Genomic DNA, 22,584 nt, shown 5'->3' on the forward strand with positions numbered 1-22,584 from the left:
TTTTCCGGGCAATCAGTAACGGTATGTGCACGATTGAGGGTGAAACTTCCCTCCCATGCCCTCTTCCGGAGTCGGGGAGGACCTAGGGTGCTGACCCGAACGGGTTACGGCTGACGAAAGGAGGCCGCGCCGACAGGCGCGTGCGTATGTCTGCGGAGTCCGAGGAAGACCAGGTGACGGCCCGGGCCGTGGAGCCCGAACGGGCGAACCCTCCCGAGACGACGGGCGCCGGCGAGGTGGTGCCGGACAGAGAGGAGCCACCCGCCATCGCGGCCGACCGGCCCGCCGAGACCGATCGCACCGTGTTCGGCGTCGCCGCGGTCATCGCGCTCGCCATCGTGTCCTGGGGCGTCGCCTCGCCGACGAGTCTCGCGACGGTGGCCGACACGCTGCTGAACAAGGCGGTCATCCCGTACGGCGGCTGGGCGTTCGTGCTCACCGCCAGCGGGTTCGTCGTTTTCGCGCTGTGCCTGGCGATCAGCCGCTACGGCCGCATCAGGCTCGGCCACGACAAGGAGAAGCCGGAGTTTCGCACCGCGTCGTGGATCGCCATGATGTTCAGCGCAGGCATGGGCATCGGTTTGATGTTCTTCGGGGTTTACGAGCCCGTGGCGCACCTGGCCAGCCCGCCGCCGGGGACCGCGGCGCCGAACTCGGCCGAGGCCGTGCACACGGCGATGGCCACGACCCTGTTCCACTGGACGCTGCACCCGTGGGCGATCTACGCCGTGGTCGGGCTCGCGATCGCCTACAGCGCCTTCCGCAAGGGCCGCAGCCAGCTGATCAGCTCGGTGTTCGAGCCGCTGATCGGCAAGCGGCGCAGCGAGGGCCCACTGGGCAAGGCCATCGACGTGATGGCGATCTTCGCCACGCTGTTCGGCTCGGCGGCGTCGCTGGGCCTCGGCGCGCTGCAGGTCGGCGGCGGCATGGGCTCGGTCGGCTGGATCGACAACCCGGGCACCGGGCTCCTCGTCGTGATCATCGCGATCCTCACCGTCGGGTTCATCGCCTCCGCGGTGTCCGGTGTGGCCAAGGGCATCCAGTGGCTGTCCAACATCAACATGGTGCTGGCCGCGATCCTCGCCGTGTTCGTGCTGGTGGTCGGCCCGACCGTGCTGATCCTCAACCTCGTGCCGAACGCGATCGGCGACTACTTCCGCGAACTGGCCGAGATGTCCGGGCGCGCCGGGGTCACGGGCGGCGAGCAGATGCAGACCTGGCTGAGCGGCTGGACCGTCTTCTACTGGGCCTGGTGGATCTCCTGGACGCCGTTCGTCGGCATGTTCATCGCGCGGATCTCGCGCGGCCGCACGATCCGCCAGTTCATCCTCGGCGTCATCGCCGTGCCCAGCGTGGTGAGCCTGATCTGGTTCGCGATCTTCGGCGGTGCCGCGATCGACCGGCAGCGCAACGGGACCAACATCGCGGACGCGGGCGGGCCCGAGGCCGCCACGTTCGAGCTGTTGCAGACGCTGCCGTGGTTCGTGCCCATCGCGGTCATCGTGATGCTGCTCGTCTCGATCTTCTTCGTCTCCGGCGCCGATGCCGCGTCGGTGGTGATGGGCACGCTGTCGCAGCGGGGCTCGGTGGAGCCGCGCCGCAACGTCGTCATCTTCTGGGGCGTCGTCATGGGTGCCGTGGCCGCCGTGATGCTCATGGTGGGTGGAGACGACGCGCTGACCGGCCTGCAGAACCTGACGATTCTCGTGGCAGTGCCGTTCGTGATCGTGATGGTGGCGCTGTGCGTCTCGCTGTGGCGGGACCTGCGCCATGATCCGCTGATGATCAGGGAGGACGAGATGATGCGCTCGCTGGAACAGATCCACGAGGAACGCACGGATGCCGCCGCGCGAGTGAAGCGGCGTGGCCTGCGGGGCCGTCGGTCGTGAACCTCTTCGCGTACATCGCCGACCGGTGGGACCGGTTGTCGCTGCAGGCCCTGCTGCACGTCAGTGAGGTGGTGCAGTCCACTGTCATCGCGGCGATCGCCGGCGTGCTGATCGGCGTCGCCGTGTACCGGAGCCCGATCGGCTCGGCCGTGGCGACCGCCCTGGCCAGCACGATCCTCACCATCCCTTCGTTCGCGCTGCTGGGCCTGCTGATCCCGGTCTTCGGGCTCGGCGCGACGCCGACGGTGATCGCGCTGGTGCTGTACGCGCTGCTGCCGATCACGCGCAACACGATCGTCGGGCTCGCGGGCGTCGATCCCGCCGTCACCGACGCGGCGAAGGGCATCGGCATGAACCGGCTCGGCGTGCTGACCAGGGTGGAGCTCCGGCTGGCCTGGCCCGCCATCCTCGCCGGGATGCGGGTGGCCACGCAGATGCTCATGGGTATCGCGGTGATCGCCGCCTACGCGAAGGGACCCGGTCTCGGCGGCGAGGTCTTCTCTGGACTCACCCGGGCGGGCAGCGCCAACGCCACCAACCAGGCCCTCGCCGGAACGCTCGGCGTCGTGGTGCTCGCGTTGCTGCTCGAAGGGGTCTACTTCCTGATCGCTCGTCTCACCGTCTCGAGGGGTATCCGTGGCTGACAACGACAACGTGAGTGGCGTCGAGATCCAGCTGGACCACGTCACCAAGCGCTACTCGGGCAGCAGGGAGCCCGCGGTCAAAGACGTCACGATGACGATCCCGGCCGGCAAGATCGTGATTCTGGTGGGGCCGTCCGGCTGCGGCAAGACCACCACCATGCGCATGATCAACCGCCTCATCGAGCCGACGTCGGGCACGATCACCATCGGCGGTGAGGACGCGCTGCGGCTCAACGCCGACGAGCTGCGCCGCAAGATCGGCTACGCGATCCAGCAGGCCGGGCTGTTCCCGCACTTCACGGTGGCCCAGAACATCGCCGTGGTGCCGGGACTGCTCGGCTGGGACCGCAAGCGGATCGAGCAGCGGGTCGACGAGATGATGGACCTCGTCGGACTCGACCCCGCGCAGTTCCGCACGCGGTACCCGCGCCAGCTCTCCGGCGGCCAGCAGCAGCGCGTCGGCGTGGCGAGGGCGCTGGCCGCGGACCCGCCCGTTCTCCTGATGGACGAGCCGTTCGGCGCGGTCGACCCGATCACGCGCGGCAACCTCCAGGACGAGCTGCTGCGCCTGCAGACCGACCTGCGCAAGACGATCGTGTTCGTCACCCACGACTTCGACGAGGCCGTCAAGCTCGGGGACAAGATCGCCGTGCTCGGCGAGGCGTCGACGATCATGCAGTACGACACGCCGGAGGCGATCCTGGCCAACCCGGCCAACGACACCGTGGCCGGGTTCGTCGGTGCGGGCGCCTCGCTCAAGCAGCTCACCCTGCTGCGGGTGCGCGACGTGAACTACAACGACGACGCGCTCACGGCGGTGAGCGAGGACACCTCGCCCGCGCAGCTGCGCAGCCGGATGACCGAGGCGGGCAAGACGTACGCCCTCGTGCTGGACGGGCGCAGGCGCCCGCAGCGCTGGGTGCACGTGCGCGACCTCTCCACGGCCGCGTCGCTGGCCGCCGTGGGCAGGCCGGTCGGCGACCTGGTGAGCACCCAGTCGACGCTGCAGGACGCGCTGGAGGCGATCCTCGCCGAGGGCGGCAACGCCGTGGTGACCGGCACGCGGGGCGAGTACGTCGGCACCATCGACATCCGGACGGTCACCGACACGATCCAGCAGATCCGCGAGGAGCACGAGACCGGGAGCGCGGCATCGTGACCACGACGACGGACGTCACCGGCTTCTCGACGGAGTCGGGTTCCCGCCGCGCCGACCGGATGCGGCTGTTCGCGCAGCCCGCCGCGGTCGTCGTCATCGTGGGGCTCGTGCTCGCGTGGGCGTTCAGCAGGGACAACGACGAGATCGAGGCGCAGTCCATCCAGGCGGGCGTGCTGCTGACCAAGACCTGGGAGCACCTGGTGATCACGGCGGTCGTGGCGGCCATGGTCGTCGGCATCGCCGTGCCGCTCGGAATGCTGCTGACCCGGACGTGGGCCAGGCCTGCCGCGCCCGCGTTCATCGGCATCGCCAACATCGGCCAGGCCGCGCCGGTGCTCGGCGTGCTGGTGCTGTTCTTCCTGTGGACGGAGTGGGAGGGGCTGTGGGCGGCGGCGCTGCCCATCGCGTTCTACTCGCTGCTGCCGGTGCTGCGGAACACCATCACCGGCATCGAGTCGGTCGACCCGGCGCTGGTCGACGCGGGCAGGGGCATCGGCATGTCGTCGTCGGGCGTGCTGCTGCGGATCGAACTGCCGCTGGCCATCCCGCTCATCCTCGCCGGCCTGCGCACCTCGCTGGTGCTGGCCGTCGGCACGGCGACGCTCGCCTTCTTCGTCAACGGCGGCGGGCTCGGCGAGCTGATCGACACCGGCTACAAGCTCAACCGGGTGCCGGTGCTGGTGGTCGGAGCGGTGCTGGCCGTGGGCCTCGCGCTGCTCGTGGACTGGATCGGCGCCGTACTCGAGGAGTACCTCGGACCGAAGGGACTCTCATGAAACGCACCCTGCGGGCCGTCGCGGGCGCCGCACTGCTGCTGGTCTCCACCGCCGCCTGCGGGCTGAACGTCAACGCCGCGCTGCCGTTCGAGGTGCAGCCGGGCTCCATCGAGCGAGTGCCTGAGCTGGAGGGCGTCGACGTCACCGTCGGCTCCAAGGACTTCACCGAGCAGATCATCCTCGGCTACATCGCCGAGCTGGCACTGGAGGCCGCGGGCGCCAACGCCATCGACCTGACCAACATCAACGGCTCCAACAGCTCGCGCTACGCGCTGCTGGACGGCCAGATCGACGTCCAATGGGAGTACACGGGCACCGGCTGGCTGTCCTACCTCGGCTACGACAAGCCGATCCCGGAGGAGAAGGCCCAGTACGAGGCGGTGCGCAAGGCCGACCTGGAGCGCAACGGTGTGGTGTGGCTGCCGTACTCGGAGGTCAACAACACCTACGCGTTCGCGACCACCGAGGCCTACGCCAAAAAACACAACCTGAAGACCAACTCCGACATGACGCGGTTTCTCAAGCAGAACCCGAACGAGGCGGTGTTCTGCGTCGAGACCGAGTTCGCCAGCAGGCCGGACGGCATGCCGGGCGTGCGCAAGACGTACGGCTTCCCGGTGACGACCATGAAGCGGTTCGGCACCGGCGCGATCTACAGCGCGGTCGCGGGCGGCACCTGCAACTTCGGCGAGGTCTTCACCACCGACGGCCGGATCGCCGGGCTGAACCTGCGGGTGCTGGAGGACGACAAGCAGTTCTTCCCGCAGTACAACGCCTCGGTGACGGTGCGCAAGGAGTTCCTCGACGCGCACCCGCAGATCGCCGACGTCATGGCGCCGGTGTCGGAGGCGCTGAACAACAAGGAGATCATCGAGCTGAACCGGCAGGTCGACGTGGACGGCCGGGACCCGGCGAAGGTGGCGAGGGACTGGATGATGGACAAGGGTTTCATCAACTAGCGATCGCTGCGATGATGAGGGACATGCCTGCTGTCTGGGATCACTCCGGTGTCGTTGCCCTGCTGCTGCGGCGCGGCCGCCTCGGCTCCCCGCCGAGGAAGGGTCTGTAGCACCCTTTTCCCGCACGACAGCAAGGAAATCCGATGACCCTGGAATTGTCCGATCGTTTCACCCTGCGCAAGGCACGGACGCCCGCCGACGGCATCCTGGAGGGACCGAGGCTGCTGCGGCGGCTGCCGGAGGGCGTCGAGGCCCGGCCGTACGAGCTGTTCACGGTGCGACCGCTCGGCCGCGTGATCGGTGCCGAGATCGAGGGCGTGCACCTCGGCGAGCCGCTGACCCCGGAGCTGCGTGCCGAGCTCAACCGCGCGCTGCTGGAGTGGAAGGTGCTGTTCTTCCGCGACCAGGACATCACCCCCGCCCAGCAGCGTGCCTTCGCGCGCCACTGGGGTGAGCTGGAGACCAACCCGTTCATCCCGACCGGTGACAGCGACGAGGTCACCCGGTTCGCCCGGGACGGCTCGATGCCGGCGTTCGAGAACATCTGGCACGTCGACGTCACCTTCCGGCCGAACCCGGCACTGGGCTCGGTACTGCGGCTGGTAGAGGTGCCGCCGGTGGGCGGCGACACGATGTGGGCGGACATGGCCGCCGCCTACGACAACCTGCCCGGCGACGTGAAGGCCCGCATCGAGGGGCTGCGCGCGGTGCACGACTACATCCCCGGCTTCGACCGGTTCTCCGACCCGGAGCTGCTGGCCCGGTGGCAGGAGCAGTTCCCGCCGGTGGAGCACCCCGTGGTGCGCACGCACCCGGAGACGGGCCGCAAGACGCTGTTCGTGAACCAGGCGTTCACCACGCACATCGTCGGCATGGACCGCGCCGAGAGCGACCGGCTGCTGCACTACCTGTTCACGCAGGCCCACGTGCCCGAGTACCAGGTGCGCTTCCGCTGGACCCCCAATGCGGTGGCGTTCTGGGACAACCGGGCCACGCAGCACTACGCGGTGAACGACTACGCGCCGCATCCGCGGGTGGCCGAGCGCGTGGCCATCGCGGGCGACCGGCCGTACTGATCCGCCGGCGTGACGGGGGCCTCCGGCGCGCGGAGGCCCCCGCACCGGCGGCCTTGGGACCTCACGCGTTGTCGACGCCGAGGCGGTGCAGCAGGTCGGTCTCGATGCGGTCGAGTTCGGCCGACACCGCCTTGTGCGCGGCCTTGCGCCGCGACGACGGCATCCGCTCGGCCGCCCGCACCGAGGCGGTGAGCTGTTCGAGGGTGCCCTGGGAACGCTCGGCGAAGCCGAGGTCGTCGTCGCCTGCCTTCGGTGAGCGGCGCAGCTCGGCGAGCCCGTCGGAGGCGCCCGCGATGCGTGCCAGCAGCGCCCCGCCGCGGCCGGTGAACTCGGACAGCTGCTCGACGTTCACGCCCATCCTGCGCGCCTGGTAGCGGTCGTAGGCGTCCCGCGCCACGCCCGCCGCGCGCACCGCGAGAGGGGCGAGCACGGGCACCGCCGCCGGGACGATGATCTTGGCCACGCGGACGGCGTTGCGGGCCTTCTTCGGCGTCAGTCCCGGCTCGTGTTCGGCCGTCTCCGCCGTGGCCGCCCTGTCCGCTTTGCGCCCCATCGCCGTTGTTCACCTCCGCGTTTCGACTGATCGGCGTTGAACTTACGCCTCGCTCGCGCGGCGGGCACGTCGGCTCGGTGTCGGTGCCTTCTCATACAGTGAACGCATGGCGAACGAGGTGCTGTTGGACGCGGCTGTGGTGACCCGCTGCCGCAGGCGTGTGCACCTCGACCACGATCCGGCGATGCGCGACGCGCCGCACGCGCCGCCGGATCCGGCCGCCGAGCAGCGCATCGCCGACGCGGCCGCGCATCGTGCGGAGGTCGCGCGGCGGCTGAGGGCCGAGATCGGCGGCTCGTGGGCCGTGATCCCTCCCGAGCTGCCCTTCGCCGACCGGGAGGGGCTCACCACGACGGCGCTGGAGGAGGGCGTGGCGTTCGTCTCCGGCGCCGTGCTGCCGACCGACCGGGAGCACGGGCGGCGCGGGGGCGCCGAACTCCTCGTCCGCGCGGGCGGGGGCTACGTGCCGGTGCTCGTGGTGCGGCACCGCATCACCGATCCCGGCGAGGGCGCGCGCACGACACCGCTGACGGTGCTCGACCCTCGGCGCGCCGCCGCCGACCCGGAGCGCAAGGTCCGCTCGCACCCGCGCGACCAGTTGCGGCTGGCGCACCTGTGGCGGCTGCTGCAGGCGGCGGGCATGGCGAGGCCGGGCACTCCGATCGGCGGGGTCATCGGCCTCGACGTCGACGTCGTGCTGTGGCACGACCTCGCGGCGGGGACCTGGCAGGGAGGGCGCAGCACGCTCGAGGAGTACGACGAGCGCTTCGCCGACCGGCTCGCCGTGGCGGGCGCCGCCGCGGGCGGGGGGCCCGCGCTGGCCGAACCGTCGCGCATCCTGGAGTGCAGGCGCTGTCCCTGGTGGCCGGTGTGCGAGGCGGAGCTGACCCGCACGCGCGACGTCAGCCTGGTGGTGCGCGGCGAGGACGCGATGGAGCTGCGCAGGATCGGCGTCTCCACCGTCGACAAGCTCGCGGCCCTCGATGCCGCCGACGAGTCGCCGATCCAGTGGACCGGCACCACGTTCGCCGACGCCGTGGCGCTGGCGAGGGCGTGGCTGGCCGACCTCACCGTGGTCCGCAGGGTGGCCGAGGTGAGCGTGCCCCGTGCCGATGTCGAGGTCGACATCGACATGGAGAGTTTCGGCGACTCGGGGGCCTACCTGTGGGGCTGCCTGCTCAGCGGCGCCGACATCGGCCTCCAGCGCGGCTACCGGGCGTTCGCGACGTGGGAGCCGCTGCCCACCCCCGACGAGGCGCGCTCCTTCGCCGAGTTCTGGGCGTGGCTTTCGGACGTGCGGGCGCGCACCGAGGCGGCGGGCCTGACGTTTCGCGCCTACTGCTACAACGCGCTGGCCGAGAACCGCTGGCTGTTCGGTTCGGTGGAGCGCTTCGGCGGCATGGACGGCGTGCCCTCCCGCGAGGAGGTGCAGGCCTTCGCCGACTCCGAGGAGTGGGTGGACCTCTTCCGCAGCGTGTCGGAGCAGTTCCTGTGCTCGCACGGCAAGGGGCTCAAGGTGGTCGCGCCGGTGGCCGGGTTCACGTGGCGGGACCCGGAGGCGGGCGGTGAGGCGTCGATGCGCTGGTACCGCGAGGCGGTGGGCATGGACGGCGGCGCTCCCGACCCGGCGCAGCGTGAGCGGCTGCTGCGCTACAACGAGGACGACGTGCTGGCCACCAGGGCGCTGCGCGAGTGGATGAGCGGGCCCGCCATGCACACGGTGCCGTTCATGGGCGACCTGTAACGCATGCCTGGTCCGGGCCCGCTCGGGGTGACCGCTACCGGGGGGCCATGCGCAGGGAACCGTCGAGCCGGATCACGTCGCCGTTGAGGTAGTCGTGCTCGACGATGTCGACGGCCAGCTGGGCGTACTCGTCGGGGCGGCCGAGGCGCTTCGGGAAGGGCACCCCGGCGGCGAGACCGGCGCGGAAGTCGTCGCTGACCGTCGCCAGCATCGGGGTGTCGATGATGCCGGGTGCGATCGTCATCACGCGGATGCCGTGGGAGGCGAGGTCACGGGCGGCGGGCAGGGTGAGGCCGACGATCCCGCCTTTCGACGCCGAGTAGGCGACCTGGCCGATCTGGCCGTCGAACGCGGCGACGGACGCCGTGTTGATCATGACGCCGCGCTGGTCGTCGGCGAGGGGCTCGACCTTGGCCATGGCCTCGGCGGCGACGGTCATCACGTTGAAGCTGCCGATGAGGTTGACCTCCACCACCTTGCGGAACAGGTCGAGGTCGTGGGGCCCGCGCTTGGACAGGATGCGCGCCGAGGGGCCGATGCCCGCGCAGTTCACGACGATGCGCAGCGGTACACCCGCGCTCGCCGCCTCGCCGACAGCGCGGCGCACCTGCTCCGGGTCCGTCACGTCGGCCTCGACATAGGTCACGCCGTCGACCTTCGGCGCCTTCTCGATGGAGGAGGCGAGGTCGAGCGCGAACACCCGGGCGCCCTTGGCCGCGAGCGCCTGCGCCGTCGCGCCGCCCAGCCCGGAGGCGCCACCGGTGACGATGGCCGCTGTGTCGGAAATCTGCATGGTCGTCCTTTCTCACGTGCCGAAACCCCTCACAGGTTAACGCTCGTTCGCGCCGGGTGGGCTCGTGAATCGTTGACGAATAGCCGTCTGCTGGTTCCCTCCGCGTTCGCTCGCAGGTCAACTGCGACTGTGACCGTCGGTACATGAGCGCAGCTCGAACCGTCGCAGCTCGGATTGTCGTCGTCGGAACCGGCTACGTGGGACTCACCACCGGCGCCTGCCTCGCCAGCCTCGGACATCACGTCACCTGCGTCGACGTGGACGCCGCGAAGGTCGCCCGCCTGGCCGCGGGCCGTGTCGACATCATGGAACCCGGTCTGGCCGAGCTGGTCGGCCGCGGTCTGACGAAGGGAAACCTGGCGTTCGTGGGTGGCGCGCGCGACGCCGTGCGCGACGCCGCGGCGGTTTTTCTCTGCGTGCCGACGCCCATGGGCGCGGGCGGCGCCGCGGACCTGCGGGCCGTGGAGGTGGTGGTCGCCGAGATCGGCGACGCGCTGCCGTCCGGGTGCGCGCTGGTCACCAAGTCGACCGTGCCGGTGGGCACCGCCCGCCGCATCGGCGAACTCCTCGGCCGGGACGACGTGCCCGTGGTGTCCAACCCGGAGTTCCTGCGGGAGGGCACCGCGGTGGAGGACTTCCTCGGCCCGGAGCGGATCGTCGTGGGTTCCGACACACCGGGCGCCGCCGAGCGGGTCGCGGACCTCTACCGGGCACTCGGCGCGCCGTCCGTGGTCACCGACGCGGCCAGCGCCGAACTGGTCAAGTACGCCGCCAACTGCTTCCTCGCGATGAAGCTCTCCTACGTCAACGCCATCGCCGAACTGTGCGAGCGGCTCGGCGCCGACATCGACGCGGTCACCGAGGGGATGGGTCACGACCGGCGCATCGGCCGGTCGTTCCTCAAGCCAGGACCCGGCTGGGGCGGGTCGTGCCTGCCCAAGGACACCAGCGCACTGCTGCGCATCGCCGAGTCGGTGCGCTACGACTTCGGGCTGCTCGCCGCGGCGGTGGACGAGAACATCGCCCAGCGCGACCGGATCATCGCCCGCATCGCGGGCGCCGCGGGCGGCGACCTCGCCGGGGCGCGGATCGGGCTGCTCGGGCTGGCGTTCAAGGCGGGCACCGACGACCTGCGTGACTCGCCCGCCCTGTCCGTGGCGTCGGTGCTGTGCGCGCACGGTGCCGAGATCACCGCATACGACCCCGCGGTGGCGGGGGACCTGCCCGGCATGACCGTGGCCGACAACGCCTACCGCGTGGCGAAGGGCGCCGACGTTGTGGTCGTGCTCACCGAGTGGCCGGAGTTCCGCCGCCTCGACTGGCACTATCTCGCCGCGCTGATGCGGGGCGACGCCGTCGTGGACACCCGCAACCTGCTGGAACCCGGCGTCGTGCTCGACGCGGGACTGAGCTGGCAGGGCATCGGCAGGCCCCGGCGCGCGGTGAGCGCCACTTCAGTTAGTTGAGCGAACAAAGCGTTCACCCGTAGGGTTCTGGTCGTGTTCACGACTCGACCGGAGCTCGCCGGCACGCACGGGATGGTGGCGTCGACCCACTGGCTGGCCTCGGCCGCAGGCATGGCCGTGCTCGAGGACGGCGGCAACGCCTTCGACGCGGCGGTCGCCGCCGGGTTCGTGCTGCAGGTCGCCGAGCCACACCTCAACGGACCCGGTGGGCAGGTGCCCGCCCTCTTCGTGACCGCCACCGACCGCACGCCGCGGGTGCTGTGCGGCCAGGGAGTCTCGCCCGCCGCGGCGACGCCCGCGCACTTCGCCGACCTCGGGCTCGACCTGATCCCCGGCAGCGGGCTGCTCGCCGCCACCGTGCCCGGAGCGTGGGACGCCTGGTTGCTGCTGTTGCGCGACCACGGCACCAAGAGCCTGCGCGACGTGCTGTCGTATGCGATCTCCTACGCCTGGAACGGCATCCCGGTGGTCTGCCGCATCACGGAGACGATCGACACCGTCGCCGAGCTGTTCGCCCGCCACTGGCCCACGTCGGCGGAGCTGTGGCTGCCCGACGGCGAGGCACCCGTGCCCGGTTCGCTGCACCGCAACCGGACGCTCGCCCGCACCTGGCAGCGGCTGCTCGGCGAGGCCGAGCACGTCACCGGCAGGGAGGCGCAGATCGACGCGGCCAGGCGGGCGTGGTCGCACGGCTTCGTCGCCGAGGCGGTGGACGCCTTCAGCCGCACCGCCTTCCGCGACGACTCCGGCCGCGACCACGCGGGCCTGCTCACCGCCGACGACCTGGCGAGCTGGGAGGCCTCCTACGAGGACGCGCTGCTCACCGACTTCGGCGAGTGGAGCCTCGTCAAGTGCGGTGGCTGGACGCAGGGGCCCGTGCTGGCGCAGCAGCTGCGGTTGCTGGAGGGCTTCCGCGACGAGCTGTCCTATGTCGACGGTGTGCCGACGGCACGCACCGTGCACCTGGCCACCGAGTGCGCCAAGCTCGCCTTCGCCGACCGCGAGGCCTACTACGGCGACAGCGCCGACACCGGCATCGCCCTGGAGTGGCTGCTGTCGCGCGAGTACGCCGAGCAGCGCCGCGCCCTCGTCGGCGAGCAGGCCGGCGACGAACTGCGGCCGGGAGGCCCGGACCCGCGGCTGCCGAAGATCCTCGCCGAGACCCGCGGCAGGCAGGCGGGCACCGGCGCGCTGGGCGAACCGACCGTGGGCCCCGAGGGCCAGACCCGCGGCGACACCGTGCACATCGACGTCGTGGACGCCGACGGCAACATGGTGTCGGCGACGCCCTCCGGAGGCTGGCTGCAGTCGTCGCCGACCATCCCCGAGCTGGGCTTCTGCCTGGACTCCCGCGCGCAGATGTTCTGGCTGGAGGAGGGCCTGCCGAACTCGCTGGCGCCACGCAAGCGGCCCCGCATCACCCTGTCGCCGTCGATGGCACTGCGCGACGGGGAGCCGGTGATCGCGTTCGGCACGCCCGGCGGCGACCAGCAGGACCAGTGGCAGCTGTGCTTCTGGCTCGCGCACACGCACGGCGGCCTGAACCTGCAGGAGTCGATCGACGCGCCCGCCTGGCACACCACGGCGTTCCCGAGTTCCTTCTACCCGCGCGCGTGGACGCCGCGCGAGCTGGTGGTGGAGTCGCGGATCGGGCAGGCCGCCATCGCGGAGCTGCGCGAGCGCGGGCACGCCGTGGTGGACGGCGGCCCGTGGACGCTCGGCAGGCTGTCGGCCGTGTCGCGGGACCCGGCCACCGGCATCCTGCGCGCCGCCGCCAACGCCAGGGGCATGCAGGGCTACGCCGTCGGCCGGTAGGGGTCCTCGGCGATCACCCAGTACTCGGTGAACCGGCCGTCGGCGTGCCGCAGCAGGTCGTGGCCGTGGAAGGTCACCGGCGTGCCGTCGTGGCGGCCGTGGGCGGCCCAGCGCGCGGCGATCAGGTCACCGTCGCCGACCGGGCCGAGGGCCACCTCGAACCGCAGTTCGTCGAATAGCTCCCGGCCCTGCCGGATGACGGCGGCCAGCTGGCCGGGCCCGCGCACCAGTGCGGGCCTGCCGGGCCAGTTGCCGACGAAGTCCCCGGCCACCACGCCCTCGGCCAGCCGTTCCAGCCGGTCGAGCTCGCCGTTCCACAGCTCGTGCAGCCAGCGGTCGTACAGCTCACGCGCCGTCACTCAGGCCTCCCACAGCCAGAACTCGATGCCCTGGTCGTCCACGCAGTCGGCGGTGTGGCCGTAGGGCTCCCGCCTGCGCTCGCGCACCTCGCCGCCGTGGGCGGTGACCCTGGCGACGGCCGCGTCGAGGTCGTCGACCGCGTACATCAGCTTCCAGCCCGGGTAGGGCTGCCCGCCCCACAGGCCCGCGTCGGGCAGGCCGCTGCCCTCGATGCGCCACGCCCTCGGCACCGTGCCCTCGGCGAACTGCCAGCCCAGCACGGCACCGTAGAACGCCTTCGCCGCCTCGTCGTCGGGCGCCGTCACCGTGAAGTAGGCGGCCTCGCCGTGCCGGGGCCGCGGCCTGCCCGCCGACGAGCGCCTCGGCGCCTGGGCGAGCAGCCACCGCTGGCCGAACGGGTCGCGGATGCGGCCGGTGCGCCCGTGCCCGCTCTCCTCGACCGGGCCCTGCTGCTCGGCGCCCAGCTCCACCGCGAGCGCCACTGCGGCGTCCACGTCGGGCACCTCCACCCGCACGCTCGGGCCGCCCCGCTCCGCCGGCACATGGTCGATCTCGGGAAACTCCTCGGCCAGCATCAGCACCGAGTCGCCGATGGCCAGCTCGGCGTGCCCGACGCGGCCGTCGTCCAGCACGATCGGCTCGCCCCTGCGTTCGGCGCCGAACACCGCGACGTAGAAGTCCAACGCTCTGCGGGCGTCGGACACCGCGAGGTACGGGGCCAGCGAACGGGTCTCGGCGCGCGCGGGCGCCTCGGTGGTGGTCATGTCGGCTCCTGGGGTCAGGACCGCGGCCCGCAGCGCGTCGCGCAGTTCCGCCGCGAACGCCGGGTCCGGGTCGGTGGGTTCGTAGGGCATGCGGAGGGCATCGAACGCGTCAGTCATCGCCACCCTCCTTCTCCCGGTAGTGCTCCTCGTAGTGGCGGCGGAACGCGGCCCGCGCCCGCACCAGCAGTGCCTCCGTGGCGTGCACCGTCCGCCCGAGGCAGGCGGCCACCTCGGGCACGGGCAGCCCGTCGAGGTAGCGCAGCGTCAGGGCCGCGCGGTGTTGCGCGCCGAGCCCGGCGAGCACCTGCCTGGCGAGCAGGGCGTCCAGTTCGGTGTCCCACGGGTCGAGCTCGCCGGACTCGCTCTCGTGCACCAGGCGCAGCCCCCGCTCCTCGCGTTCTCGCCGGCGCCAGTGGTCGACCAGCTTGTGCCGGGCGATCCCGACCAGCCAGGCCGTGCTCACCGGCGGTGCACCCGGCTTCCGGCAGGCACCGACAGCGCCGAGAAACGTCTCCGAGGTCAGTTCCTCGGCCAGTGTGCGATCTCCGCAACGGGACAACAGGTAGCCGTAGACCTCCGGCAACGCCTGCTCGTAGAGGCTGAGCAGCGCGAACGCCGGATCCGGCCGCGTCCGTGGTTCCGTCACATCCCCATCGTCGTCCGGCGGCCCCCTTCTCCGACGCCTTCCCGCGAAGTTTTCCCCCCGATACGGTGGGCGCCATGCCCACGAAGCATCACCACAGCTGCACGCTCTGTGAGGCGACCTGCGGCATCACGGTGACCGTGGAGGGCGATCGGGTGGTCGACATCCGGGGTGACGAGGCCGATCCCCTCTCGAAGGGCTACCTGTGCCCGAAGGCGACCGCGCTCGCCGACGTGCACCACGACCCCGACCGGCTGCGCCGCCCGCTGGTGCGGGTGGGCGAGGAGTGGTTCGAGACGAGCTGGTCGGCCGCCTTCGAACTGGTGGCGGCGGGCCTGCGCGAGGTCCGCGACCGCCACGGCAAGGACGCGCTGGCCGTCTACCAGGGCAACCCGACGGCGCACAACCTCGGGCTGATCACCTACGGCCAGTCGTTCTTCCGGGCGCTGGGCACGCGCAATCTGTACTCGGCGACGTCGATCGACCAATTGCCGCACATGCTGGCGGCCTACGAGATGTTCGGCCACCAGCTGCTCATGCCCGTGCCCGACCTGGACCGCACTGACCTGTTCGTGTGCCTCGGCGGCAACCCGGCGGTGTCCAACGGCAGCATCATGACGGCTCCGGGCGTGCGGGCCCGGCTCGGCAGGGTCGGCAGGGTCGTGGTGTTCGACCCGCGCCGCACCGAGACGGCGCGGCTGGCCGACGAGCACCTGTTCATCCGGCCCGGCACTGACGCCGTGCTGTTGCTGTCGCTGGTCAACGTGCTCTTCGCCGAGGACCTGGTGTGCACGGGCAGGCTCACGCCGCGCCTGATCGGCGTGGACATCCTGCGTCAGGTGTGCCGGGACTTCACCCCGGAGCGCGCGGCCACGGTCACCGGCGTCGACGCGGGCCGGATCCGCGAGCTGGCGAGGGAGCTGGCCGGCACGCCCCGCGCCGTCGTCTACGGCCGGGTCGGGGTGTGCACGCAGGAGTTCGGCGGGCTCGCCGCGTGGCTGCTGGTGGTGGTCAACGCGCTCACCGGTCACCTGGACGAGCCGGGAGGCGCGATGTTCACCACCCCGGCCGTCGACACGATCCCGATGACGGTGCTGGCCGGGCAGCGCGGCAGCTTCGGCCGCTACCGCAGCCGCGTGCGTGGGCTGCCCGAGTTCGGCGGCGAGCTGCCGGTCGCCGCGCTGGCCGAGGAGATCGACACTCCCGGCGAGGCACGGATCAGGGGGCTCATCACCGCGGCGGGCAACCCGGTGCTGTCCACCCCCAACGGGCCCCGGCTGGAGCGTGCGCTGGACGGCCTCGACTTCATGGTGTCGATCGATCCGTATCTCAACGAGACCACCAGGCACGCCGACGTGATCCTGCCGCCCACCGTCCACCTGGAACGGTCGCACTACGAGCTCGCGCTGGCGCACTACGCGGTACGCAACACCGCGAGGTACTCGCCGCCGGTGTTTCGCCGCGGCGCCGACCAGCGGCACGACTGGGAGATCGTGCTGGAGCTGGCGAGCCGGGTGCTCGGCGGTGGCCCGGCCACGCGCCTGCTCGGCGGGTTCGGCCCCGAGGTGCTGCTGGAGCTGGGCCTGCGCACCGGTCCGCACGGTCTTCGCAAGCTCCACAGGGGCCTGTCGCTGCGGGCGCTGAAGCGGCGCCCGGAAGGTGTGGACCTCGGCCCGCTCGAACCCCGCCTTCCGGGGCGCCTGGCCACGCGCGGCCGGAAGGTCAACCTCGCCCCGCGCGTCCACCTCGACGACGTGCCGCGCCTGCGCCGCCTGCTCGACTCCCCGCCCCGGGACGGGCTGGTGCTGATCGGCAGGCGGCAGCTGCGCAGCAACAACTCGTGGATGCACAACAGCACGCGGCTGGTGAAGGGCAAGCCGCGCTGCACGCTGCTGGTGCACCCCGACGACGCCCGCGAGCGCGGCCTCACCGACGGTGCCGCGGCCCGGCTGGCCTCGGCGACGGGCGAGATCGAGGTGCCGGTGGAGGTCACCGACGCGGTGATGCCTGGCGTCGTCAGCCTGCCGCACGGCTGGGGACACCACCGTGACGGCGTCCAGCTGCGGGTGGCCACCCGGCACGCCGGCGTCAGCGCGAACGACGTCACCGACGAGCGGCGCGTGGACGCGCTGACCGGCACGGCGGCGGTGTCCGGAGTGCCGGTGACCCTCACGGCCGCTGGGGAACCGCAAGCCTGACGTTCCCGCGCCCAAGGTCACCTTCGGCACGCATCGGGTACCCACGGTGCCCGTGGGCTCGCTGCCGGACCGTCGCCAACCGGCCCGCTCCCTCCCGAGGGGGAGGCGGTCCGCTCGCCTGCGGGAACCGCGGCTGCGCCCGGACCGCGAGGCTGAGGGGTATGAGAAACGCACGTCTCGTGGCCGGTTACGCCGCCGTCCTCGGCACACTCCCGTACCTTTCCCTCAAGATCAGCTGGCTGACCGGTGGTTCGCTCGGGCTCGCCGACCCCGGCCTCGTCGACTCACCGGTCATGGTCGCGGCCAACGCGTTCACCGCGGGCATGGAGTTCGTCGCCATCGCGGTGGCGCTGGCCTTCACCCACCGTTGGGGCGAGCGGCTGCCCGGCTGGCTCGTGCTCTTCCCCATGTGGGTCGGCACCGGGTTCCTGGCGCCGATCGCGCTGGCGAGCCCGGCCATCGGCGTCGACTTCCTGACCACCGCCCACGACGGCGGCGGCCTGGAGCCGTGGGTCCGGCCGCTCGTGTACGGGGGGTTCGCGTGGCAGGGCATCACCCTGCTCACCGTGTTCGTGCTGTACGCCAGGGCGCGCTGGGAGCGGCAGTTCACCGGGCACGTCACCGCCGCCGGGCGCGCCGGTGTGCTCGCGGGCACCGGAGCCGCACTGGCCCTGTTCGCCGCTGCCGTGCACGGGCTGTGGGTGTTCGCCCCGGTCAGGGACGACGCCACGCTGGCTGTGCGGTTCATCGACGGTGTCTACGGCGTGCTGGGGCTCGCCGCGGTGGCGGGAGCGGTGCTGCTCACCCGCCCAGGCACCCGGTTCCGGACACCGCTCGTACTGGCGTGGGCCGGGTCGGGTGCGCTGTTCTCGTGGGGCTTCTGGGGTGCGGCCTCGGCGCTGGCCACCGGCGAAGGCGGCACGGCCGAGCTGCTGCTGAACTACGCGCAGGTCGTGGCCGGTGTCCTGCTCGCGGTGGCGCTGGCCGGTACCGCACGGGGCGTAACGCGGGAACGCGCTTTTCAGCCGACGCGCCGCGTGACCGTGCCGGAGTAACTTCGTCGCATGCTCGTGGCAAGGAAGTACCTGGGTGACGCGCTCGGCGCGCTGGTTCTCGGCGCGTTCGTGCTCGCCACCACCACGGTCGCCGCGTCGCAGCAGCCGGCAGCCGAGCCGCTGGGGGTGTTCGGCTACGGGTGGCTGGTCGGCGCGGCGCTTCCGCTTGCCGTGCGCAGCCGCTTCCCGCTCTCGGCTTTCGTGGTGTCCATCGCCTGCGCGCTGACGTACTACTGGTCCGGCTATCCGGGAGGGCCTGCGATCCTGCTGCCCGCGCTGGCCCTGTACACGGTGGCCCTCGTCCGGGGTCCGCTGATCGCCGGCAGCGCCGGCGGTGCGCTCGTCGTGGCGGGCTACATCGCCTTCGTCGCGTCCGGGCGGGGCTGGGTGCCGGGCGTCGCCTCCGCCGGTCTGGTCGCGGGCATCGCCGCCGTCGTCGGCATCGGCACGGCGATGCGCAACCGCAAGGCCGCGGTCGCCGCGGCCAGGGAGCACGAGGAGGAGCACCGGCAGCGGCTCGCCGAGCAGGAGCGGTTGCGCATCGCCAGGGAGGTGCACGACGTCGTGGCACACAGCCTCGCCATGATCAACGTGCAGGCCGGGGTCGCCGCACACGTCGCCGACCGCAGGCCCGAGCAGGCCAAGGAGGCACTGCGCAACATCAAGGAGGCCAGCGCGACGGCGCTGACGGACCTGCGGGCCACGCTGGCCGTGCTGCGCTCCGGGGACCTGCACGCGCCCGCGCCCAGCCTGCGGCAGATGGACGAACTGCTCGGCCACGCCAGGGACGCGGGCCTCACCGTGCGGGTACGCGGGACGGCGGGTGAGCTGCCCGCGCCGGTGGACGCGGCCGCCTACCGGATCCTGCAGGAGTCGCTGACCAACGTCGTGCGGCACGCCAACCAGGCCAGGACCGTGGACGTCCGGTTCGGCCGCGACAACGGCCACCTGGAGCTCACCGTGCGCGACGACGGGGCCGACGCCACCACACCGAAGACAGGCAACGGGCTGCGCGGCATGCGGGAACGCGCCGAGGCGCTCGGCGGCCGGGTCGAGGCGGGGCCGGGGCCCGGTGAGGCAGGCTTCGAGGTCAAGGCCGTCTTTCCGATCGAGGGGGAGTAGATGACGATCCGGGTGGTCCTCGCCGACGACCAGGCGCTCGTGCGCGCGGGCTTTCGGGTCCTGCTGGACACCGAGGACGGCTTCGAGGTGTGCGGCGAGGCCGCCGACGGCAGTGAGGCGGTGGCGCTGGCCCGCGAGCACCGGCCGGACGTCGTGGTGATGGATGTGCGCATGCCCGGCATGGACGGGCTGGAGGCCACCCGCCGGATCGCGGCCGACGAGGAGCTGGCCGGGGTGAAGGTGCTGGTGCTCACCACGTTCGACGTCGACTCCTACGTCTACGAGGCGCTGCGGGGCGGGGCGAGCGGCTTCCTGCTCAAGGACACCGACCCGGTGGAGCTGCTGCGCGCGCTGCGGGTGGTGGCCGACGGCGAGGCCCTGCTGGCGCCGACCGTCACGCGCAGGCTGATCGCCGAGTTCGTCGACCGGCCCGAGAACCGGCGCATCGATCCCACGGCCATCCGGGAGATCACCGACCGGGAGCGGGAGGTCCTCGCCCTGGTGGCGGGCGGCCTTTCCAATGACGAGATCGCGGGCGAACTGGTGATCTCCACCGCGACGGCGCGCACGCACGTCAGCCGGATCATGACCAAGCTCGCCGCGCGCGACCGCGCTCAGCTGGTGGTGCTCGCCTACGAGTCGGGGCTGGTCAAACCCGGCCGGTGATCAGCGCGCCGAGCGCCGCGAGCGGGCCACCTGCCGGGTGACGCGCACCAGGAACACCGCCGCCACGATCGCGACGAGTGTGATGTGGAGCCACATGCGCCCTCCTCTGCCGGGTTCGGGAGCCGATGGTCCGCTCGGTAGGCGTGGCACCCGGGGAGGAGGTTGGCCGACACGGCCGATATCACCCGTTCGGCGGTAGCGTCCGTCGCTCGGTGGGGCGGGGTGGCGCCGGGCGCGGGGCGCCGTTCGCCCGCGGCACGCCGTTGGCCGCAGGTCTGCCGCTGTTTCTCGGCGGCATCGGCGCGCGCGGAGGCAGCGGCTGGGGCGCACGGTGCCTGCCGGGCTGGGGCGGTGGCGGGTTCGGCGTGCGGGGTCGGGGTCTCGGCTCACCGCCGCGGGGCGGCGCGGGCTGTGACGGCGCGGGCTGTGGCGGCGGCTGCCGTGGCCGGTCGGGTGGCCGTTGCACCCGGGGCAGCTCGACGGTGATCTCCGCGGCGATGGCCGAGGCCGAGCTGTCGGCGCGGCCGGAACGGTCGTCGTCGCGCGGCGGAGCCGGCTTGCTGCCGCGCAGCCGCGAGAGCTTCCTCGCGAGCGCGTGGCTCGGCCGTTCGACGAAGCGGTAACTCACCTCGACCACCACGAACGTCACCGCGATCATGATCACCAGCGCGATCGGGAAGGGCACCGCGGGCCGCAGCAGGCCGAGGATCACGAAGATGCCGAGCGCGTGCAGCAGGTACAGCGAGTAGCTGCGCTCGGACAGTTCCGTCCAGAACCGGCGCTGCTTGAGGTGCGGCTCCGCGAACATGCCCATCAGGAAGCAGACGGTGGCGAAGGCCAGCGCGAGGTTGTACGACGTGTCGATGCGGCCCACGTCGACGATGTCGGCGAAGACGTACAGCATCCAGGCCAGCGCGCCGAAGACGCTGCCGGCCCACAGCGGGATCCGCTTGGTCGTGACCGCCCAGATGGTCTGACCGATGATCATGATAGGCAGGTAGGAGACGTTGACCGCGAACAGCGACCACGACTCGTTGAGCGCGCTGCGGCTGAGCAGGACCACGAACACCAACGTCAGCTCGATGCAGATGGCGAGCCACACCGAGCGCCGCAGTACGGGCAGGAGCACGAACAGCAGCAGGTAGAACAGGACCTCGATGATCATCGTCCAGGCGACCGGCAGCAGCACCACCTGCGGGTAGATCAGGTAGTTCGCCAGTGACCAGTTGGTCAGGAACGTCCCCGGGGTCAGCTCCTGGGACTGGTAGGTCGACTGCGGTTCGAGGCCGGCCAGCAGCGCGAGCGACGTGAGGGCCAGCACGAAGCCGAGCGGGAGGTAGATGCGGATGATCCGGTTCACGCCGAACCGGAAGTGGCCCTGCCGCATGGCCAGCGGCGTCACCACGAACCCGCTGACCAGGAAGAAGAAGGGCACCGACAGCTGGCCGATACCCTGTCTCGCCATGTGCATGGGGTCGCTGGTGAAGGTCTCGATGAAGTCGATGAAGGGCGCGTGCTCGCCCTTGGCGCGAACCCATGGACCCGGGATATGGGTGTAGAACACCAGCAGCGCGGCGATCGACCTGCCGATGTCGATGAAGACTATTCGCGTCTTTTCCGGGGTGCCCGCAGGCTGTTCAGCCAGCGTGACCACCCCCTGACGACGACGAGCTCCACCTCGCTGACCCGGCCGGAACCGATCGAAGGGTATCGCCGAAGCGGCGGATGGCGAATCACTACCCGAAAGCCGGGTGCTGTGACTCTCACAATCCACCGGCTCGGCACCCTCCTCGGGCAGCCGTTGCGCCAGGTGTGGCCCGCGCTGGCTCTGCACTACGCGGTGCAGGCCGTCTCGGTGACGGTGCTCGCCGTGATGTGCGCCCGCGCGGACCTGTCCCTGGCCGAGGTCCTCGGCCGCTACGACGGCAACTGGTTCGCCGAGATCGCCAGCCACGGCTACGCCCAGGACGTGGTGGTGGACGCCGAAGGCCGGCCGGCCCCCGTGAGCCTCGCGTTCTTCCCGCTGTACCCGGGGCTGGTGGCGGTCTTCGCCACGGTGGGCGTTCCCGTGCTCGCCGCCGAACTGCTGGTCACGCTGGCTGCGGGCGGCGTCGCCGCGTGGGGCCTGTACGTCCTCGGCGCCGACGTCGGCGGCAGGCGCACCGGCATCCTGCTCGCCGGGCTGTGGGCGATGGCGCCCGGCTCGGTGGTGCTGCACATGGGCTACTCCGAGGCGCTGTTCGTGGCGCTGGCGGTGTGGACGCTCGTGGCGCTGCGCGGGCGGCAGTGGCTGCCCGCGGCCGGGCTGACCGTGCTGGCCGGACTCACCCGCAGCACGGCGGTCGCCCTCATCGCCGCCGTGGTCGTGGCGGCGGCGGTGGCCGTGGTGCGCAGGCGCGACGGCTGGCGCCCGGTTGCCGCGGCGGGGCTCGCGCCGCTCGGCCTGCTGGCCTACCTGCTCTACGTGGGCGCCCGCGCCGACCGGCTCGACGGCTGGTTCTGGCTGCAGAACGAGGCCTGGTACATGGGCTTCGACGGCGGTGCGTTCACCTGGCAGCGGCTCACCGACGCCTTCGGCGGGGACGCGGCGCTGTGGGCCAGGCTGGTGGCGGCCGTCGTGGTGGCCGCCGTGCTGTTCCTGCTGTGGGCCTTCACCGTGCCGGGGCTGGGCCCGGCCGCGCACGTCTACACGACGCTGATCGTGGCGACCGCGCTGGGCACGAGCGCGTTCTGGCAGAGCAGGCCCCGGTTCCTGCTGCCCGCCGTGGTGCTCGGGGTGCCGCTGGCGTTGCTGCTGGCCCGCCTGCCCACCTGGCTGCTGCCGGTGCTGCTGCTGCCCGCGACCGTCGCCGGGGCGTGGTTCGGCGGGCTGCTGCTCACCGTGGTGCAGACCAACCCGTGA

General features: G+C 71.9%; 20 protein-coding genes. 14 read left to right on the forward strand and 6 right to left on the reverse strand.

Annotated features, from left to right (window positions below):
- Positions 1-146 precede the first annotated feature (146 nt).
- The 6 genes from BAY60_RS06090 to BAY60_RS06115 all read left to right on the forward strand — a co-directional run bounded on the left by BAY60_RS06090 (position 147) and on the right by BAY60_RS06115 (position 6,503).
- Positions 147-1,889, forward strand: a complete 1,743-nt coding sequence (locus BAY60_RS06090; protein WP_112279795.1) for a BCCT family transporter — start codon at positions 147-149, stop codon at positions 1,887-1,889.
- Positions 1,886-2,533, forward strand: a complete 648-nt coding sequence (locus tag BAY60_RS06095) for an ABC transporter permease (RefSeq protein WP_112279796.1) — start codon at positions 1,886-1,888, stop codon at positions 2,531-2,533. The genes BAY60_RS06090 and BAY60_RS06095 overlap by 4 nt, the downstream gene beginning before the upstream one ends.
- Positions 2,526-3,692: an ABC transporter ATP-binding protein gene (locus BAY60_RS06100; protein WP_112279797.1), complete on the forward strand. Its 1,167-nt coding sequence runs from the start codon at positions 2,526-2,528 to the stop codon at positions 3,690-3,692. Before BAY60_RS06095 ends, BAY60_RS06100 begins: the two co-directional genes overlap by 8 nt.
- Before the next feature lie 59 nt (positions 3,693-3,751).
- Complete coding sequence (locus tag BAY60_RS06105) at positions 3,752-4,468, forward strand: ABC transporter permease (protein ID WP_112280751.1); 717 nt, start codon at positions 3,752-3,754, stop codon at positions 4,466-4,468.
- Positions 4,465-5,427 carry a glycine betaine ABC transporter substrate-binding protein gene (locus tag BAY60_RS06110; RefSeq protein WP_112279798.1) on the forward strand — a complete coding sequence of 321 codons (963 nt, stop codon included), beginning with the start codon at positions 4,465-4,467 and terminating at the stop codon, positions 5,425-5,427. Before BAY60_RS06105 ends, BAY60_RS06110 begins: the two co-directional genes overlap by 4 nt.
- A 143-nt stretch (positions 5,428-5,570) precedes the next feature.
- Positions 5,571-6,503 carry a TauD/TfdA dioxygenase family protein gene (locus tag BAY60_RS06115; RefSeq protein WP_112279799.1) on the forward strand — a complete coding sequence of 311 codons (933 nt, stop codon included), beginning with the start codon at positions 5,571-5,573 and terminating at the stop codon, positions 6,501-6,503.
- Positions 6,504-6,564: 61 nt separating this feature from the next.
- On the opposite strand, the gene BAY60_RS06120 is transcribed toward BAY60_RS06115, so the two are convergent.
- Entirely contained in the window at positions 6,565-7,056 is a 492-nt protein-coding gene (locus tag BAY60_RS06120; protein WP_112279800.1) for a DUF6474 family protein, read from the reverse strand.
- 106 nt (positions 7,057-7,162) lie between these two features.
- Between BAY60_RS06120 and BAY60_RS06125 the strand changes: the two genes are divergently transcribed.
- The gene (locus tag BAY60_RS06125) at positions 7,163-8,800 is read left to right on the forward strand and encodes a TM0106 family RecB-like putative nuclease (protein ID WP_112279801.1); all 1,638 of its coding nucleotides are present in this window, start codon (positions 7,163-7,165) and stop codon (positions 8,798-8,800) included.
- Positions 8,801-8,834: 34 nt separating this feature from the next.
- On the opposite strand, the gene BAY60_RS06130 is transcribed toward BAY60_RS06125, so the two are convergent.
- Complete coding sequence (locus BAY60_RS06130; RefSeq protein ID WP_112279802.1) at positions 8,835-9,593, reverse strand: SDR family NAD(P)-dependent oxidoreductase; 759 nt, start codon at positions 9,591-9,593, stop codon at positions 8,835-8,837.
- A 143-nt stretch (positions 9,594-9,736) separates the two neighbouring features.
- Between BAY60_RS06130 and BAY60_RS06135 the strand changes: the two genes are divergently transcribed.
- Both BAY60_RS06135 and BAY60_RS06140 read left to right on the forward strand, forming a co-directional pair.
- Positions 9,737-11,059 carry a UDP-glucose dehydrogenase family protein gene (locus BAY60_RS06135; protein WP_112279803.1) on the forward strand — a complete coding sequence of 441 codons (1,323 nt, stop codon included), beginning with the start codon at positions 9,737-9,739 and terminating at the stop codon, positions 11,057-11,059.
- Between the two features lie 33 nt (positions 11,060-11,092).
- Positions 11,093-12,874, forward strand: a complete 1,782-nt coding sequence (locus BAY60_RS06140; RefSeq protein ID WP_112279804.1) for a gamma-glutamyltransferase family protein — start codon at positions 11,093-11,095, stop codon at positions 12,872-12,874.
- Here BAY60_RS06140 and BAY60_RS06145 read toward each other — a convergent pair.
- The 3 genes from BAY60_RS06145 to BAY60_RS06155 are packed head-to-tail and all read right to left on the reverse strand — an operon-like array spanning position 12,856 to position 14,644.
- Entirely contained in the window at positions 12,856-13,233 is a 378-nt protein-coding gene (locus tag BAY60_RS06145) for an ester cyclase (protein ID WP_112279805.1), read from the reverse strand. The genes BAY60_RS06140 and BAY60_RS06145 overlap by 19 nt on opposite strands.
- Complete coding sequence (locus tag BAY60_RS06150; RefSeq protein WP_112279806.1) at positions 13,234-14,115, reverse strand: VOC family protein; 882 nt, start codon at positions 14,113-14,115, stop codon at positions 13,234-13,236.
- Positions 14,108-14,644, reverse strand: coding sequence for an RNA polymerase sigma factor (locus BAY60_RS06155; protein WP_112279807.1), 537 nt, complete (start codon positions 14,642-14,644; stop codon positions 14,108-14,110). The genes BAY60_RS06150 and BAY60_RS06155 overlap by 8 nt, the downstream gene beginning before the upstream one ends.
- A gap of 74 nt (positions 14,645-14,718) precedes the next feature.
- Between BAY60_RS06155 and BAY60_RS06160 the strand changes: the two genes are divergently transcribed.
- The 4 genes from BAY60_RS06160 (at position 14,719) to BAY60_RS06175 (ending at position 19,682) form a co-directional block, all read left to right on the forward strand.
- On the forward strand, positions 14,719-16,839 hold the full coding sequence (locus BAY60_RS06160; protein WP_112279808.1) for a molybdopterin oxidoreductase family protein: 2,121 nt from the start codon (positions 14,719-14,721) through the stop codon (positions 16,837-16,839).
- A 161-nt stretch (positions 16,840-17,000) separates the two neighbouring features.
- Positions 17,001-17,894 (forward strand): hypothetical protein, encoded by an 894-nt coding sequence (locus BAY60_RS06165; protein ID WP_146770974.1) that lies wholly within the window; start codon positions 17,001-17,003, stop codon positions 17,892-17,894.
- A 9-nt stretch (positions 17,895-17,903) separates the two neighbouring features.
- The gene (locus BAY60_RS06170) at positions 17,904-19,016 is read left to right on the forward strand and encodes a sensor histidine kinase (RefSeq protein WP_112279810.1); all 1,113 of its coding nucleotides are present in this window, start codon (positions 17,904-17,906) and stop codon (positions 19,014-19,016) included.
- A complete protein-coding gene (locus tag BAY60_RS06175) occupies positions 19,017-19,682 on the forward strand; it encodes a response regulator (RefSeq protein ID WP_112279811.1) in 666 nt (221 codons plus the stop codon).
- A gap of 181 nt (positions 19,683-19,863) precedes the next feature.
- On the opposite strand, the gene BAY60_RS06180 is transcribed toward BAY60_RS06175, so the two are convergent.
- The gene (locus BAY60_RS06180) at positions 19,864-21,336 is read right to left on the reverse strand and encodes an acyltransferase family protein (protein ID WP_112279812.1); all 1,473 of its coding nucleotides are present in this window, start codon (positions 21,334-21,336) and stop codon (positions 19,864-19,866) included.
- 102 nt (positions 21,337-21,438) lie between these two features.
- On the opposite strand from BAY60_RS06180, the gene BAY60_RS06185 reads away from it, so the two are divergent.
- A complete protein-coding gene (locus BAY60_RS06185) occupies positions 21,439-22,584 on the forward strand; it encodes a hypothetical protein (protein WP_112279813.1) in 1,146 nt (381 codons plus the stop codon).

This window comes from Prauserella muralis, assembly GCF_003202285.1.
Taxonomy (GTDB): Bacteria; Actinomycetota; Actinomycetes; order Mycobacteriales; family Pseudonocardiaceae; genus Prauserella_B; species Prauserella_B muralis.

What these genes read in the sequence shown, in the direction of transcription:
- BAY60_RS06090 (WP_112279795.1), top strand. Translation starts at nt 147, where the DNA reads ATGTCTGCGGAGTCCGAGGAAGACCAGGTGACGGCCCGGGCCGTGGAG.
- BAY60_RS06105 (WP_112280751.1), top strand. Translation starts at nt 3,752, where the DNA reads ATGCGGCTGTTCGCGCAGCCCGCCGCGGTCGTCGTCATCGTGGGGCTC.
- BAY60_RS06110 (WP_112279798.1), top strand. Translation starts at nt 4,465, where the DNA reads ATGAAACGCACCCTGCGGGCCGTCGCGGGCGCCGCACTGCTGCTGGTC.
- BAY60_RS06115 (WP_112279799.1), top strand. Translation starts at nt 5,571, where the DNA reads ATGACCCTGGAATTGTCCGATCGTTTCACCCTGCGCAAGGCACGGACG.
- BAY60_RS06120 (WP_112279800.1), bottom strand. Translation starts at nt 7,056, where the DNA reads ATGGGGCGCAAAGCGGACAGGGCGGCCACGGCGGAGACGGCCGAACAC.
- BAY60_RS06125 (WP_112279801.1), top strand. Translation starts at nt 7,163, where the DNA reads ATGGCGAACGAGGTGCTGTTGGACGCGGCTGTGGTGACCCGCTGCCGC.
- BAY60_RS06130 (WP_112279802.1), bottom strand. Translation starts at nt 9,593, where the DNA reads ATGCAGATTTCCGACACAGCGGCCATCGTCACCGGTGGCGCCTCCGGG.
- BAY60_RS06135 (WP_112279803.1), top strand. Translation starts at nt 9,737, where the DNA reads ATGAGCGCAGCTCGAACCGTCGCAGCTCGGATTGTCGTCGTCGGAACC.
- BAY60_RS06150 (WP_112279806.1), bottom strand. Translation starts at nt 14,115, where the DNA reads ATGACTGACGCGTTCGATGCCCTCCGCATGCCCTACGAACCCACCGAC.
- BAY60_RS06160 (WP_112279808.1), top strand. Translation starts at nt 14,719, where the DNA reads ATGCCCACGAAGCATCACCACAGCTGCACGCTCTGTGAGGCGACCTGC.
- BAY60_RS06165 (WP_146770974.1), top strand. Translation starts at nt 17,001, where the DNA reads ATGAGAAACGCACGTCTCGTGGCCGGTTACGCCGCCGTCCTCGGCACA.
- BAY60_RS06170 (WP_112279810.1), top strand. Translation starts at nt 17,904, where the DNA reads ATGCTCGTGGCAAGGAAGTACCTGGGTGACGCGCTCGGCGCGCTGGTT.
- BAY60_RS06175 (WP_112279811.1), top strand. Translation starts at nt 19,017, where the DNA reads ATGACGATCCGGGTGGTCCTCGCCGACGACCAGGCGCTCGTGCGCGCG.